This window comes from Alteromonas gracilis, from assembly GCF_043642145.1.
GTDB classification, from domain to species: domain Bacteria; phylum Pseudomonadota; class Gammaproteobacteria; order Enterobacterales; family Alteromonadaceae; genus Alteromonas; species Alteromonas gracilis_B.
The window spans coordinates 18,060-34,357 of the sequence record NZ_JBHZRZ010000009.1 but is presented as its reverse complement, the minus strand read 5'-3'; the positions used below and the strand labels follow the sequence as shown (position 1 = coordinate 34,357).

The following is a 16,298-nucleotide window of genomic DNA, read 5'->3' as shown; positions in this document are numbered from 1 at the left end:
GAAGTCGAGTATTCTAGAGGCCAGTGCATCAAACTTGTTAGTTATCGATAGAGCGGGAGTTATTTGCTACCACACTCCTGCTTTTTTGAGTTTGACGAAAGCCTATCCAAAAGACTTTTCTGTTCGTGCCGATGAGCCGTCGCTGTTAGGTAAGCATATTGACGACATTACAAAGCCATCGAATACAGCAGGTAATTTGTCTAGTTCTCTTACCCAAGTTACGGGCGACAGCAAGCGAGTTGTCGCTCTTGCAGAGCATGGTTTTTGTGTAACGTCATCGGCTGTAACAGTAGAAGATGAAGGCAAACAACTTTTCGTTACTGAATGGCAAGACAACACCGACAACAAGCGCAATAAGGGCATGGTTGATGCCATTATGCGAAGCCAAGCGGTAATATCATTTACCACTGACGGAGAAATTTTATCGGCCAATAACAACTTCTTAACTGCTATGGGGTACAGCGAAAGCGAAGTTGTTGGTAAGCATCATCGTATTTTTGTAGATAGCAATTACGCCAAAAGTGAAGAGTACAAAGAGTTTTGGGGAAAACTAAAGAGCGGTGACGTACACAGTGGCGAATTTTGCAGAGTGAACAAACAAGGGGAAGAGGTATGGATTCAAGCTACCTACAACCCCGTGTTCGACGAAAACGGTGAGGTTGATTACATTATTAAGTTTGCCTCTGACATTACCGCGCAGAAGCAAAAGAATGCAGATTTTGAAGGGCAAATCACGGCCATTCATAAGTCTCAGGCCGTTATTGAATTTGACCTAGATGGGCACATTCTTGATGCCAATGAAAACTTTCTTGCTGCAATGGGGTATAGCCTTTCAGAAATTAAAGGGCAGCATCATAGTATGTTTGTCGACCCAAGCTATAAGTTGAGCTCCGAATACGCCGCATTCTGGCAAAGCCTAAAAGCAGGTGAGCACAGTGAGGGTGAATTCAAGCGCATTGCCAAAGGCGGACGAGAGATTTGGATCCGTGCGTCTTATAACCCTATCTTCGACAGCAACGGTAAGCCATTTAAAGTGGTGAAGTTTGCTACCGACGTTACGCAAGACAAGCTTAGGAATGCCTACTTCGAAGGACAAATAAACGCTATTAGCAAGTCGCAGGCAGTTATCGAGTTTGATGTTGATGGCACCATCATTACCGCCAATGATAATTTCCTCAACACCATGGGCTATCGCCTAGATGAAGTGAAAGGCAAGCATCACCAATTATTTGTTGACGAGGAAACCAGACAGTCAGAGTCGTATCAACGTTTTTGGTCAGAGCTAAAAGAAGGTAACTTCTTTTCTGGAGAGTTCAAGCGAGTCAGTAAAGAAGGCAAAAACGTCTGGATCCAAGCGTCTTACAACCCAATTGAAGACATGAATGGTAAGCCATTCAGAGTGGTAAAATACGCCACGAATATTACCGAAGATAAACTTAAGAATGCTTATTTCGAAGGTCAGTTAACGGCAATAAGTAAGTCTCAGGCGGTTATCGAGTTCGACCTTGAAGGTGTGATATTAAATGCTAACAGCAATTTCTTGGCGGCCATGGGATATACGCTTGAGGAAGTAAAGGGTAAACACCACAGCATTTTTGTAGAGCCTGCCTTAAAAAGCAGCCCAGAATATACCGCATTTTGGGAGCAGCTGCGCCAAGGCGTTTACGCCAGCGGAGAATACAAGCGCTTAGATAAAACAGGCAACCCTGTTTATATTCAAGCTTCTTATAACCCAATTTTAGACCAAAACGGCAAGCCATTTAGAGTAGTGAAATACGCTACAGACATTACAGGCCGAACGCTAGCAATAGAAAGCATTAAGTCGATTATGGCAAGTTTAACGGATGGTGATTTGCTGAAAACCATTGATGAGCCACTAGAAGGCGATTTCAAAGTGCTTGGTGAGTCTATCAACCACTTTATTGGTGAACTGCGCGACACTATAGTCAAAATTCACACGGCGGTAGAAACCATCGACACCGCATCAAATGAAATCGCTACAGGAAATGCAGACTTATCTAGTCGCACTGAACAACAAGCTTCAAGCCTAGAAGAAACCGCCTCTGCCATGGAAGAGTTAACTGGCACAGTGCGGTTAAATGCAGAGAATGCCGACCAAGCGAAAGGGTTAGCAAGTCAAGCGTCGGAAGTGGCTTCTGAGGGCGGTAAAGTAATTGAGCAAGTGGTGCATACCATGGGCGAAATTAACGACTCAGCACAGCGAATTTCTGACATTATCGGGGTTATCGACGGCATCGCGTTCCAAACCAACATTCTTGCTTTGAATGCTGCTGTTGAAGCAGCAAGGGCAGGTGAACAAGGGCGTGGCTTCGCGGTTGTTGCCTCAGAGGTAAGAACCCTTGCACAGCGCTCTGCCGAAGCAGCGAAAGACATAAAGGCATTAATTTCAGCGTCGGTAGACAAAATTGGCGATGGAAACGTGTTAGTGAATAAGTCTGGTGAAACCATGGCTAATATTGTTACGGCAATTAAGCGCGTAAACGATATTATGTCTGAAATTGCAGCGGCATCATCTGAGCAAGCTACGGGTATTCAGGAAGTGAGTAACGCAGTAGTACAGATGGATGAAATGACGCAGCAAAATGCAGCGTTAGTAGAAGAAGCGGCGGCGGCTGCAGATAGCATGAGACAGCAATCTGGCGAGCTTGCACAGCGTGTGTCGGTGTTCAAAGTGGGAAGTACTCGCAAAGCACCAACTACCGCTGCGCTACAACAACTAAATGGAAGCAAAGCGCTACCGAAAGAGCGTGAAGTTCCAAGGCAGCGCTTAAAAGCACTCAACCCTGCAAAACCAGACGAGTCGGATTGGGAGGCATTTTAGTGTATGACGGCTATACCAAGTGCGGATGCTCAAAGGGAATTTTCATATAGCCGAAGAGACTTCGAGAGGGTGAAAAGCCTGCTATTTAAGCAAGCGGGTATAAATTTATCTGACTCGAAAGATGCCATGGTGTACAGCCGCCTTGCTAGGCGGCTGCGTCTACTTGAACTTACCAGCTTTAAGGAATATTTGACGTATGTAAACAGTAGCAAAGATGAAATGGAGCACTTCATCAATGCACTCACCACTAACCTTACTGCCTTTTTCAGAGAGCCTCACCACTTTGACGCCCTCGCGAACTATCTACACAAGCGCCCGCAAACTAAACGCATTTGGTGTGCAGCTAGCAGCACGGGCGAAGAGCCCTATAGCATTGCCATGACGGTAGCCTCGGTGTTTGGCACCTTCACGCCCGACATACAGATAATAGCTACAGATATCGATAGTAAGGTATTGCAGAAAGCACGTGAGGGTGTGTATGCGCAAAACAGTATTAATCAGTTGTCTTACGATTATAAAACGCAGTTCTTTTACCGAGGCAAAGGAGCACAGACTGGAAGAGTAAGGGTTGTCGACGAATTAAGGAAAATGGTGCAGTTTGAGCTATTAAACTTAACGTCGCCGAACTGGTGTGTAGCTGGAACCGTTGACGTCATTTTTTGTAGGAATGTGATGATTTACTTTGACCGCCCTACCCAGCGAAAAATTTTGGCGCGAATGGTTAAGCTGATGCCACACGATGGGATGTATGTCGCTGGGCACTCAGAAAACTTCACCATGTATCCTGAGCTAGTTGCACCTATGGGTAAAACGATTTATCGGCCGGTTGTATAAAAGGAATGTGCAGTATGTGTCAGGATGAAACTCCTATTCGGTATTTTGATAACCGCCTTCAAAAAGAAGCGGTGAAATTACTCCCAGGTCAATACTACGCAACCGCTTCAGATAAGGCGTTAGTGACTATTCTGGGCTCATGTGTTGCCGCATGTATTTTCGATCAGGAAAAGAAGATTGGCGGCATGAATCATTTTATGTTGCCTGACCTTAATTTCATCTCAAGCCAAGACGATTGTTTAGCTACGAAATACGGTGTGCATGCAATGAATATGCTTATCGATCAGCTTGTGCACCTTGGTGCCCGTCGCAATAAACTAGTGGCGAAGGCGTTTGGCGGTGGAAAAGTGTTGCCAGGCTTTGTTCAACAGGATATTGGCAGAGTAAACGCGGAATTCGTATTGGACTATTTAGATAACGCAAACATTCCTGTGGTAAGCCAAGATCTTATGTCTACCTATGCGCGGAAAATATATTATTTCCCGGCAGACGGAAACGTCTATATGAAGCGTATACGTGAGTTTAATAATGCGACGCTTTACGAACGAGAGTCTAGTCATCGGTATTTGCTTTCTGAACAAGCAAAAACGGGTGTGATTTCATTTTCGGAACAGCCTTATGCCTATAAAAGTCCTCATAGTTGATGACTCTGCACTAATTCGCCAATTACTGACAGAGATTATAACGCAGGAACCCACTTTCAAATTAGTGGGGGCGGCGCCAGATGCCTATGCAGCTAAGCGAATAATGCAAGAATTCAAACCTGACGTACTTACTTTAGACATTGAAATGCCAAAGGTAGATGGCTTACGGTTTCTAGAGGTAATGATGAAGGCAATGCCAACCCCGGTAGTGATGATTTCAACGTTAACGGAACGGGGGGCCGACGCCACACTTCGCGCACTAGAGTTAGGTGCTGTCGACTTCATGGCTAAACCTAAAATAGGGGTAGCACAGGGAATGGCCGAGTACGCTTCTGTAATTGTGGAAAAGATAAAAGCCGCGGCAAATTCGACAATGAGTAGGCCCACGCAAACACGAAGCACGAGACACGCGTCTTTGCGTTACACGGGCACAGAGAAGCTTATAGGTATTGGTGCTTCTACCGGAGGTACAGAAGCTATCAAAGATGTAATCATGCATTTTCCGCGCAATGCACCCGCCACCATCATTTCACAACACATGCCCCCAGGCTTCACCAGTACCTATGCCAAGCGACTTGATAGCCTATGCGAAATTACCGTTAAAGAAGCGCAAGGTGGGGAAAGGCTATTACCCGGCTTTGCTTATTTAGCGCCGGGTAACAAGCATTTACAAATAGAGCGGAGCGGGGCAGATTACCGATTGAACCTTAGCGATGGACCTAAAGTGTCTGGGCACAAGCCGTCTGTCGATGTGATGTTCAATTCACTTGCCGAGCACGCCGCAGAGAATGCCGTAGGTGTTCTACTTACCGGAATGGGAAAAGATGGCGCCGCAGGCTTAATGAATATGAAGTCGAAAGGCTCTATAACGTTTTGCCAGAACGAAGAGACCTGTGTGATTTATGGTATGCCAAAAGCGGCCATTGACATGGGTGCTGCTAGTTTTATCAAACCGTTAGAAGATATTTCAGATGCGATTTTAGACACTCTAGAGTCGCTAGGTGCTGCAAGTCGATACTAGCCACTTTTTCACACTGCATAGCGAAGTTATTAATATTCAATGGAAAATGAAGAGTTTGAAAGCCCAATACAATATTTTGATGAACGTTTTTCCATTGACGCGGTAAAGCTTTTGCCTGGGCAATACTTTGTAACCAGTGCCAACAAAATGCTGGTGACGGTTTTAGGTTCGTGTATTGCGGTATGCCTTTACGACCCGCTGTTAAATGTTGGGGGAATGAATCATTTTATGCTACCCACATCTTCGAACACATCAGAGGCCCATGAAAACGCCGCACGTTACGGCGTCTATGCAATGGAGCTATTGGTTAACGATCTCATTAAAATGGGAGCAAGTAAGAAGAGAATGAAGGCAAAAGTGTTTGGCGGCGGTAAGGTTGTGCCTACGTTCGTTCAACAGGATGTCGGCCAAATCAATGCTAACTTTATCGAAAAGTATTTGATGGCAGAAGGGATAACAGTACTTGCCAGTGACTTGCGCCAAGACTACGCAAGGAAAATTTACTTTTTTCCTCACGATGGCAGTGTGCTTATGAAAAAGATTCACACGCTGAAGAACGCAACTATTATTAACAGAGAGAGTCAGCACAGGTGGGAGCTATCAAGGCGCGCTTCAAGTGGCAGTGTAGATCTATTCGAGGATTAAGTTGCTTTCAATACAAGTGTGAAAATTTACAGTGAATGCTCACTTTTTTTAGAGTTTTCAACTATCTTTATTAGGGTTGTTCCAGTAAAGCTTAGGTGTTTTAATAGCGGCGCTTAATAGTGAGTAATGCTGCTACAGAAAGCTGTTGCTGTGGCCGATACTATGGATAGGCTTACTGTAAAGTACGTAAAAATATAAACGTTAATACGTAAGGAAATTAGAAAGGCTAAGCATTGTCGCCATAATAATATAAAAGACAATGACTTATCAGTAATGGCAATACCTATATGGTGGTCGATTCATTACTGCGTATGTTTTGTAGTACCTAACAACGAAAAAAGGCCTGCTATATTCCTTACAGATTCCAGAGCAAAACTATGCTCATTTTTACGGTATGACACTAACCCGGGATTATAACGAGTAGTTGGGGACTCTTATGAAACAGCAAACACTTATAGCGGTATCGGCCTTATTGTTTTCTTCTTCTGTTCTAGCGAATGGTGGTTTTGAACCGAATAAGAAAGCATGCGTAAACGTCGGAAAAGAAATCACACGCGTAAGCACTGAAATGGATACAGCCAAGTCTGGTATTCAAAAGTCGTGGCTAAAGCGCCAACTAGGCGCACTAGAGACAAAACGTAACTCGTGCAGCACAAAGGGCTTTGAAGCCAATCAACCAAAGCTGGCAAAAGTTTAATCGGCTCATGTCTATCTAAAAAGTCTTACTTCGGTAAGACTTTTTTGTTTATACCTTTTACGTTTAACATCTTATACGTAATGTCACTTCAAATCGCGACCACGCCAGCCTACAACTCAATAATACTTATAAGTTCTTTAAGCGATGAAATACTATAGTCAGGGCAAAGACCTAGTGGGTACATCATTTTGCCAGCACGTTTAACAAAGGCTGTTTGCATTCCTGTTGCTTTAGCGCCACTGACATCCCATCCGTGAGCGGCAACCATCATAGCCTCTTCATTTTTTACATTCGCCTGCTGACAGGCCCAATGATACACAGCTGGGTTTGGCTTGTAGGTTCGAATGCGTTCAACGCTTAAGACATGTGAAAAATAGTGCTTTATGTTGGCAAATGTTAGCTGTGCATTTAGCCCAGCATCTGACGAGTTTGAAAGGGCAACTAAAGTAACGCCGGCGCTTTGAAGCGCCTCAAGTGTGGGAACAACATCGTCGTGAGCAGGAAGCTTGGTGATGTGTTCTTTAATCGTTTCTTTCGCGGTAGCTTCATCCAGTGAAATGCCTTTGCTATAAGCCACCATAGTAAGTGCTGCTGCGCCTACATCTATGAAATCGTGAAACTGCGCAGATGCTGTTTCTACCAAGCTATGATGAAGCAAGTTAGCAAACCATAAATCTACCAGTGTTTCATCACCGTTTAATACCGAGGCGAGGCCCGTTTTTATGGCCTGCATGTCTAACAGCGTTTCGTTAATATCGAAGAAAATAACCCGTGGGGTCATAATTCACCTTCCTGTTGTTGATGGCAATAAACATGAGGTTTTCACCAAACTCCTTTGTTGCTTATACCGCTGTATAACAGAATTGGTTTTCCTTTTGGTGTTACTTCTGTGTTTCTGGTTTTTCTACAAAGCGAAAAGAAAGGAACTACAAAACACTGATTAGTACAAAAATAAAAAAGCCGGCATGAAAACATGCCGGCTTTGCGTAAAACAAGGTGCTGTTAAGCAATTAGAAGAATAAGTACGCAACGCTTAGCTTCATACTACGAGGCATAATATAGCGACCGTTTGGCGAGTCTGGATTACGTGGATCACCTTCTGTAATGCCTTGTTCGTCAGTGAGGTTGTCTACCGAGAACTGAAGGCGAAGCGATTCAATTGGCTCTAGGGTTAGGCCCACATCAAGCTTTTCGTATCCTTCAAGCACCACTGTGTTTTCGTTATTACCGAAACGGTCATCAACGGCTGAGAACGTACCGAATACGGTGGCATACATATCGCCAACTTCAAACGCATAGCTTGGGGTAACGCGAACCTGCCAGCTAGGCTGACGCTGTGCTTCATTACCTTCGTTGGTTGCGCTTTCCGTAATCTCAGTTTCTTGCAGCGTAGCATTTACGCTAAGCGAGAAACCAGAATCGTGATTATAGCGACCGTCAAGCTCAACGCCGTAGGCTTGGTTCGTTAGGATCTCAGCTGGCGCGCCCGGGCGGCGTACAAACGTGTCGCCTTCAACTTCGTTAGCAAAGGCCGTAGCGAAAAACTGAATGCTATCGTCCATGTACTTATAGCCTAATTCGCCTTGTGTCACTTGCTTAATAAGATCGTTGCCGCCATTGAACGCATCGAAGTTGTCTCTGAAGTCATCGAAGTAAGGCATTTTGTAGCCACGGTTCATGCGAACAAAGACACCACTGGTATCGTTTAGCGCGTAGTTTGCACCTAACGTCCACGATGTTTTGCTTTCATCGTATTGCACGGCTTTAGTAATTTGACCATCAAGGCCTTCATCTACCGAATAGTTAACTTCGTGATTTTCACGGCGCAAACCAAGGTCAATGCTTAAGTCATCAGTGGCATACCATGTACTGGTGGCGTAAAGTGCGAACGTGCTTGCATCACCCACTGCGCTAATGTCGTAGTTGAAGTCACTGCAACCTTCAGGGTTGGTGTTACACTCAATACCGTCAAGCAACTCTCCACCTGGCTGTAGTACGTGGTATGCCGTGTTTCCAATGCTCCACCAGTCTTTCGCTTTTGTGGTTGCGCTGTAGATACCAAATGACGTGTCAAAGTCGTCCCAGCTTTTAGATACTGCTAAGTCGTTGGTAAACGCTTCAATGTCTTTAAGCACTACCCAGCGGCCAATTTGTTGAATAGGTGTATCTGCATCGTACTCTGTACCTGTTACAGCGCCCGTTGCAAACTGACCGTTGTCAGAAATTTCACCTACTGTAGCTGCAGAGCCATTTGGTACAAGACCAAATGTGTTTGCTTCACCTTTTGTTAGGTTAAAGCGATCGACAAGCTGCCAATCATTACCTAAATCAAGCTTAATGCTACCGCCGCTTACGTGACCGTCCCAGCCACGACCTTCACCAAAATCAAACGCCTCAGTAGTGTCGTTCGGGCCATATGTAATAGTGGCTTGGCGATTTAGTGGGCCAATTTGTGTGTAATTAGCGTCTATACCCTCAACGTTCAAAGGCGTTGGCAAGTACCAAGTACCGCGATCGTCGGTTTGACGTGTATAAAGGTTCAATTCACCTTTATCGAAAACTTTGGTGATGTTAACGGTAAACTGATTGCCTTGCTCTGAGTTAAAGCCTGCATCACGAATACCTTCTGAGCTTTTAATGTAGCCACCCACCATGTAGTACAAGTCGTCGTCTAGTGCGCCGCTTGCCACAACATCTACACGATTAAGACCGTAGTCAGAAATAGTGTATTTCGCCGATGCTTCGGTAGACTCTGAGCCGCGCTTAAGGCGGAAGTTAGTTGTAAGGCCAGGCTGACCATTACTCACTACTGGGTTTGGGCCGCCGCGTAAGCCTTCAACCATTTCAATGGTGTCGTCTATACGAAATAGCTGAGAGTTTTCTAAAAACGACAGCGTAGGAGCAGGGTAAATAGGCGAGTTTTCCAGCGCAATAGTTAAAAACGGTGCATCACCGCCACCAGGAAAACCACGAACAAAAACGTTTGCGCCCGACTCACCGCCTGAACTTTCAACCCAAACACCTGGAATGGCCTTGAAAAGATCGGCTGTTGATTTAGGTGCTAACTTCTCAATGTCGCTTGCATCAATGTTTGTAACCGCGAAGCTTGCGTCAATTTTTCTAATTCCTGCGCCACCTGGCGTACCGCTGACAACAATGATTTCAGCGTTATCTTTCGCTTTTTGCTTTACGTCTTCTTGCGCCAAAGCAGGCTGCGTTAGTGCTATTGCTACTGCACTCGCCAGCATTCCTTTTGTAAACAACGTTTTCATGGTGTGTGCTCCCGAAAATGTTCTATTGCGTTGTTAACTGAATGCGTTAAACAGGTTTAAAAATTGTTATACGCATCACGATTTCGGAACAAAATAGATCTGTTTGCAAACGATTGCAAGAATAAAATGCAATCGTTTGCAAATTTTTTGTTGGTTGTTGTTAACATGGTTTGACGCGTTAGCGTTTCGCGCTATATTGTAATTTCACATGCGTAGCGCAAGGCTTATCGGGTAGCTGGCAAGCAAGTAATGCCGTATTATCAATGTAATAGCCACCGATTGCGCGGCATACCCAATAAAATTAGAGAACGTATACATTGGTTTCTGAAACAAAACTCACTTTGGCGAAGCTAGCTGAAATAGCTGGCGTTTCTACTTCTACTGCATCACGAGCATTAAAAGACAATCCGCTGATAAAGAAAGAAACGCGAAGCAGAATTCAGGCGTTAGCGAAAGAACATAATTTCAGTATTAACGCGGCTGCAAGCCGTTTAAGAACCCAAAAAACCAATGTAATAGCGGTAATCTTAAACCTTATCGATAACACTGAGCAGAGCACCACCGACCCGTTCTTGCTGAAGCTGGTGGGCGAATTAAACCAAGCGCTTAACGCCAAGGGTTACGAGTTATTACTGTCTAATTCCTTCATGGCATCGGATGACTGGGCCAATTACTTTATACGTAGCCAACGTGCCGACGGCATTATTGTTATTGGGCAGGGGAAGTCGACGGCGAAGATAGACAGAGCGGCTGAAGCAGGCATTCCAATTGTGGTGTGGGGTGATGCAAAAGCCAATGCGCCGTACCCCATTATTGGTGGCGACAATTATTTGGGCGGATATACTGCTACGCAGCATTTACTTGCCCATGGCGCAAAACGTATTTTATTTTTGGGTGACTCTGAACACGCTGAAATGCAAGAACGGCACAGAGGCTACGCGCAAGCACATTTTGACGCCAACACATCACTAGACCCACAGTGTACTTGTGCCATAGATATTACTTCGAAAGCGGCCTACCAATATATTAATCAGCGCATTAAGGCTAATGGTTTAGACTTCGACGGCATTGTTTGTGTAAGCGATATGGTTGCGCTTGGCGCATTAAAAGCATTGAAAGAGCGTTACGTAGGCATTCCAAGTGATGTTGGCATAGTGGGGTATGACGATATTTCATTAGCCGAGCTTATGCATCCATCATTAACAACCGTACGCCAAAATACACAGCAGGCTGCAACCAACATGGTTGCTCAATTGTTAAATCAACTTGAGAACAAGCCCACCAACAGCCAAGTTGTGGAAACCACGTTAATACCCCGTCGTTCAACGCAGCATAGCGACTAACACGCAGTTTTTACTATGGTCTTTATACATAAACGCTGTCTGAGAATTAGAGAGAAAAGTTTATTTACCCAATTAGCTGGTGAATGAAGGTCGTTTTTTAATGCTGTAGAGTGTTATTGCAAACGTTTGCATTTTAATTTTCTTGCGACTACACTCCAGCATAATTAAGTTAACAGAGTGTTTACACATGTCTCGACTCATGGTCATTGCAGCCATTGCCATTAGCTATTACGTATTTGCCATACTGCTTAACAGTGTTGGTACTGTTATATTGCAATCGATCAATAGTTTCGACATCAGTAAACCACAAGCTAGCACCCTAGAAGGGTTTAAAGACCTTTCTATTGCCATAGTTTCATTCCTAGTGGCCAGTTTCATTCCAAGAGTAGGATATAAGCTATCTATGCTACTGGGCCTAGCACTAGTTGCCGTTGCATGTGCACTAACCCCAACAATCGCCAGCTTTTGGTTTATTAAAGTGCTATTTGCCTGCATAGGTACTGCTTTTGCGCTGGTGAAGGTGTCGGTGTATGCCATCATCGGGCAACTGTCATCCACAACCAAGGCGCACTCTTCGTTAATGAACACCATTGAAGGAATTTTTATGCTAGGGGTGTTGTCGGGCTATTGGATGTTTGCTGGCTTCATCGACCCCAACAACGACGCGTCGTTGTCGTGGCTAAATGTGTATTACTTATTGGCTGCACTGGTGGGCTTTACCCTTATTGTAGTTGCACTGGCTCCCATTCAAGGTGTTGAAAAATCGAAATCTGAAGGGCTAGCTAATGAGTTTTTAAGCATGTTGAGGCTGGCTTACAAGCCGCTGGTGCTGGTTTTTATCTTTTCTATTTTTCTTTATGTGCTAATAGAGCAGGGCATAGGTTCATGGCTGCCTACATTTAATAAAGAAGTGTTAGGGTTACCCACGCAAGTGAGCATTCAAATAACCAGCATATTTGCTATTGCCTTAGCTGTAGGGCGCTTAACGGCCGGTGCGGTACTAACGCGAATGAACTGGTATCCCTTCCTAAACATATGCTTAGCGGGTATGGCCACGGTTATGCTGCTAAGCCTTCCACTTGCAGAAAACGTGGCAGACAGCGCAATAGCAAGTTGGGCCGATGCTCCCATTGCGGCGTTCCTCATTCCTTTAATTGGGTTAATGATGGCACCTATTTACCCTGTGCTTAACTCGGTAATGTTAAGTGCATTGCCTCAGCATCAGCATGCACCAATGACAGGGTTAATTGTTGTGTTTTCAGCGCTAGGGGGAACCACGGGGTCTATTGTAACGGGCTTTATTTTCGACGCCGTAGGCGGGCAGCAAGCATTCTATTTATCTCTTATTCCTATAGGTGCGTTGGTAGTAACCTTATTCTTCTTTAAAAAAGCGTCTTCTTCTTTAACGGCTAAAGGTGCGCAGTAATTATGAGTTCATCTTCACACAACTGGCGAGACAGCTTGTCGTTCTTTGCCAGCGACCTTTTCAAACATGTACAAATGGCTCAACTGTTTCCAGACAGTAAAACCTTTGCCGATGCGATAGTGAAAACCAATCTTGAAACCGTATTAGCCGCCTACGATAGCGTGCGCTTGAAGGCTGAAAAAAGCGGTGAAGCTGTAGATCTTGCCGCGTTTGTTAATGCGCATTTTCATATTCCAGAAATGATCAGCGCAACAACACAAACCACGTTTACCAATGTTGCAGACTATATTGAGCATATGTGGCAGGTGTTAACGAGAACACCAGACACCCAACAGCAAGACAGCTTAATTGCTTTAAGTCGCCCTTACATAGTGCCGGGTGGGCGCTTTCGTGAAATTTATTACTGGGACAGCTACTTTACTGCGCTGGGTTTAATTGATGCAGGGCGTACCGACATGGCAATAAATATGTTGGTGAACTTCGTCGATATCTTAAATGAGGTTGGCTGTATTCCTAACGGAAACCGCGCTTACTATTATTCGCGTAGCCAGCCACCTATTTTGGCGCTTTTCTATAACCTGCTTAAAGACGCATTAAGCGATAAGCAAAAAAGCTACGTGATTGCAGGTTTGAAAAAAGAATATCAGTTTTGGATGCATAAAGCGGAACAAGCACCGCTTTTGGATGGCACTGAAAACACGGCGTGTAATGCACAGCTGCGTACAGTAACCATGCCTTGCGGCGCGGTGTTAAATCGCTATTTCGATACTGAACCTACGCCACGCCCTGAGTCGTACCGTGAAGATATTGAAACGGCAGAGCACATTGGCGCAGACAAAACAAAGTTCTACCAGCATGTTCGTGCGGCGTGTGAGTCGGGCTGGGACTTTAGTTCACGCTGGCTTGCTAACCCAGATGCCTTGGCAAGTATTCGCACAACGGAAATTATACCCGTCGATTTAAATGCACTATTGGTTACGCTTGAGCAAACCCTTGCAAGTGAAACGGAACGTACAGAGCAAGCCTTCTATAGCGATGCGGCGAAAACACGTATTCACGCTATTAACACCTACTTATTTAGCAGTGAACAAGCGGGATATTTCGACTACCACTTTGAAAGCCAACGCCGAACTGATGTAGTGTCGGCGGCTATGTGTGTGCCTTTGTTCGTAAACATTGCAAGTAGCGAACAGGCCAACCTTGTGCGCACAACAGTAATGAATAGTTTGCTTAAAGAAGGGGGAGTAGTAACAACATTGAACACGACTTCACAACAGTGGGATGCACCAAATGGCTGGGCGCCTCTTCAGTTATTTGCGGTAGAGGGGCTGCGTAACTACGGTTTCGAAATGCAGGCAAAAACAATTATGCTGCGTTTTTGCAAAACCATTGAAGCGCATTTTGCTACGAGCAACGTGCTGCTAGAAAAATACAATGTAGTTGAACCAAACATAAAAGCGGGCGGTGGCGAGTACGATGTTCAGCTTGGTTTTGGTTGGACAAACGGCGTTTATACTCGTTTTCAAGCTTACTTGAATCAATAAGTAAAACCGCTTTATTACAACCAAAAGCGCGGCATTTTTATGGTTTTCTTATTGAAACCACACTATAAAAATGCCGCGTTTTTACTTTTTACACGCTACTTATCGTTAGCGCGGTTACCCATATCAATCGACATTGCAATATCGTCGAGTATGTCGTTTAGGCCTGTAATTTTCTCGTTGGCAATAAATACGCTCATCTGCGACTCAACCACAATGTGGTTGTTATTCACATTGTTTTCAAACGTGTTATCAAGGGCATTTTGCACTCTATCGAAAAACTGACGCGCACTTCTTTCCTCAATGTTATGAAGGCATAAAATAAACTGCTCGGTGCCAAATCTTCCTAAAATATCATTACCGCGAGTAACGTTTTGAAGGGTTTGCGCCATTTTCCTTAGCACGGCATCGCCCTTGGTCGACCCCATTTTTCGCGTAATTTCACGCAGGTTGCTAATGTCGAATATAGCAATAGCGATGGCCCTGCCTTTTTTCGGCGCGTCAAGCTTGTTTATGCGCGCAATGGCTGAGTTTGCATTAAGCAGCTGGGTTACAGGGTCTATAGCTTTACGCGCTAAATGCTTTCTTCGTAGTACATAGCCAGTAATGCTGCTAAGTAACACAAAGATAATAACGGCTGTATATAGCGTATTTTGGCGGCGCACTTCAGCCTGCTCTATAGCAGATTCCAAGTCGTAAATGCGCGTATAAAGGTTGGCTGCACCGATAATTAGCGAAGAATCTTGGGTTTGTTCTCGTCGCTTTGTCACTTCCTTTGAGTAAGTGTTATGTGCTATTTGCGCGCTGTCCAAATCTTCCAAGGCAATGTACATCGACACGTTAAAGCTTAAGTAGTCTAAGTTCGACTTGAACACTCGAGGTATGGTGTCGTCACTCATTGACTGTACACGCGATAAGTACTGCTTAATACAATTTAAGTCGTTCTTGTGCAGACAAATTTCTGCCTTATGCCAGTCGACCAGTAGCTTTCCTAGTGAACTAGAAATATTCGCAGTGGCTTCTTCTAAATCGGGAAGAGAATAGGCCAAGCTGTTGTAATCTTGTGTTTTTCGATAATAAATAGACAGCGCATATTGATACAAAAAGTTGGTAAGTGGCGTGTCTATTTCATTGTTCAGTGCGCTCAGCTCCAAAATGCTTTGATAGGCGCGGTCTATTTGCCCGCTACTCAACAGCGACACAATGGCGCTAATAATAATGCTTACCTTATTACTGCCTTCATATACTTGAAGCCCCATTTCGTGCGCTTTTAAATACTGTTCAGCGGCAAGTGCATGTTGCTCTAAATCGCCATAAAGAAGGCCAATAGAGTTATGAATGTGGGCTAATTCACCTGGGCTTCCGTTACCAGAGTAACGTTTTAGCACGCCAAACATTTTGCCTAGCCTAATTTCAGGTGAGGTAGATTCCGAGCAATAGCTAATAAGGCCCAATGACGCACTGGTAAAAATATCGCTGTGACGTTCAGGAGACGATAAGTCTTGAGCTTGTTGGTAGTATTTACAACGCGCTGGGTTTTCTCTGGCGTCGTATGAAAAGCCAATTTGATAAATAGCCGAGGCAAACGCATACGAACTTTCATCAATATCGTTTTGCATAATGGCTTTTAGCAGCATGTTCTCTGCTTCTTCGTATTTACCGCGGCAAATTAAAAACTGGCTTTTGGCGGCGATTAACGCAAAGCGCTGCTGAGAGGTGATAGAATCTAGCGCTAAAGCGCTTTCAAGTTCAGGCAGTAAGGCTTGGCTAGGGCAGTCGTAAGAAGGTGTGCGTACTTTCTCGATAACCGCATCTATGGCGTTGTTAGCAAGTGCAGTGAATGGCACCAACATAAGGCTTAAAAAAGAAAATACTGTTAACGGCAACCTGTGAAACATGAGAAACAACATTTTTATTTTTTCTTCATAATATCGATTTGGTACGCGAACTACCACTATAGCAACCGAAAGTTATCGCTTTTTGCGCATTATTGCCTTTTAAAGTGAAAAATAGCACAGGCTTCAACTGTTTTA

Annotated in this window: 12 protein-coding genes; 9 read left to right on the top strand and 3 right to left on the bottom strand. The window is 44.5% G+C overall.

What is annotated here, in order from left to right; translation table 11 throughout:
* Nucleotides 1–361: 361 nt before the first annotated feature.
* The 6 genes from ACHUFN_RS15545 (at nt 362) to ACHUFN_RS15520 (ending at nt 6,683) form a co-directional block, all read left to right on the top strand.
* A complete protein-coding gene (locus ACHUFN_RS15545; protein ID WP_463424085.1) occupies nt 362–2,842 on the top strand; it encodes a methyl-accepting chemotaxis protein in 2,481 nt (826 codons plus the stop codon).
* 3 nt (nt 2,843–2,845) lie between these two features.
* The gene (locus ACHUFN_RS15540; protein ID WP_394223350.1) at nt 2,846–3,676 is read left to right on the top strand and encodes a CheR family methyltransferase; all 831 of its coding nucleotides are present in this window, start codon (nt 2,846–2,848) and stop codon (nt 3,674–3,676) included.
* A 14-nt stretch (nt 3,677–3,690) separates the two neighbouring features.
* Complete coding sequence (cheD, locus tag ACHUFN_RS15535; RefSeq protein WP_394223349.1) at nt 3,691–4,320, top strand: chemoreceptor glutamine deamidase CheD; 630 nt, start codon at nt 3,691–3,693, stop codon at nt 4,318–4,320.
* Nucleotides 4,295–5,341: a protein-glutamate methylesterase/protein-glutamine glutaminase gene (locus tag ACHUFN_RS15530; RefSeq protein ID WP_394223348.1), complete on the top strand. Its 1,047-nt coding sequence runs from the start codon at nt 4,295–4,297 to the stop codon at nt 5,339–5,341. Before cheD (ACHUFN_RS15535) ends, ACHUFN_RS15530 begins: the two co-directional genes overlap by 26 nt.
* A gap of 39 nt (nt 5,342–5,380) precedes the next feature.
* Nucleotides 5,381–5,986 carry a chemoreceptor glutamine deamidase CheD gene (gene cheD / locus ACHUFN_RS15525; RefSeq protein ID WP_394223347.1) on the top strand — a complete coding sequence of 202 codons (606 nt, stop codon included), beginning with the start codon at nt 5,381–5,383 and terminating at the stop codon, nt 5,984–5,986.
* 436 nt (nt 5,987–6,422) lie between these two features.
* The gene (locus tag ACHUFN_RS15520) at nt 6,423–6,683 is read left to right on the top strand and encodes a hypothetical protein (protein WP_394223346.1); all 261 of its coding nucleotides are present in this window, start codon (nt 6,423–6,425) and stop codon (nt 6,681–6,683) included.
* Between the two features lie 109 nt (nt 6,684–6,792).
* Here the strand turns inward: ACHUFN_RS15520 and ACHUFN_RS15515 are convergent, their stop codons facing one another.
* Together ACHUFN_RS15515 and ACHUFN_RS15510 are read right to left on the bottom strand one after the other, a co-directional pair.
* Nucleotides 6,793–7,464, bottom strand: a complete 672-nt coding sequence (locus ACHUFN_RS15515; protein ID WP_394223345.1) for a haloacid dehalogenase type II — start codon at nt 7,462–7,464, stop codon at nt 6,793–6,795.
* A 229-nt stretch (nt 7,465–7,693) separates the two neighbouring features.
* On the bottom strand, nt 7,694–9,955 hold the full coding sequence (locus tag ACHUFN_RS15510) for a TonB-dependent receptor (RefSeq protein ID WP_394223344.1): 2,262 nt from the start codon (nt 9,953–9,955) through the stop codon (nt 7,694–7,696).
* A 317-nt stretch (nt 9,956–10,272) separates the two neighbouring features.
* Between ACHUFN_RS15510 and ACHUFN_RS15505 the strand changes: the two genes are divergently transcribed.
* The 3 genes from ACHUFN_RS15505 (at nt 10,273) to ACHUFN_RS15495 (ending at nt 14,268) form a co-directional block, all read left to right on the top strand.
* Nucleotides 10,273–11,298 carry a LacI family DNA-binding transcriptional regulator gene (locus tag ACHUFN_RS15505; protein ID WP_394223343.1) on the top strand — a complete coding sequence of 342 codons (1,026 nt, stop codon included), beginning with the start codon at nt 10,273–10,275 and terminating at the stop codon, nt 11,296–11,298.
* 187 nt (nt 11,299–11,485) lie between these two features.
* Nucleotides 11,486–12,724, top strand: coding sequence for an MFS transporter (locus tag ACHUFN_RS15500; RefSeq protein ID WP_394223342.1), 1,239 nt, complete (start codon nt 11,486–11,488; stop codon nt 12,722–12,724).
* 2 nt (nt 12,725–12,726) lie between these two features.
* On the top strand, nt 12,727–14,268 hold the full coding sequence (locus ACHUFN_RS15495) for a trehalase family glycosidase (protein WP_394223341.1): 1,542 nt from the start codon (nt 12,727–12,729) through the stop codon (nt 14,266–14,268).
* A gap of 95 nt (nt 14,269–14,363) precedes the next feature.
* Here ACHUFN_RS15495 and ACHUFN_RS15490 read toward each other — a convergent pair whose 3' ends face one another.
* Nucleotides 14,364–16,163 carry a GGDEF domain-containing protein gene (locus ACHUFN_RS15490; RefSeq protein ID WP_394223516.1) on the bottom strand — a complete coding sequence of 600 codons (1,800 nt, stop codon included), beginning with the start codon at nt 16,161–16,163 and terminating at the stop codon, nt 14,364–14,366.
* Nucleotides 16,164–16,298: the final 135 nt, after the last annotated feature.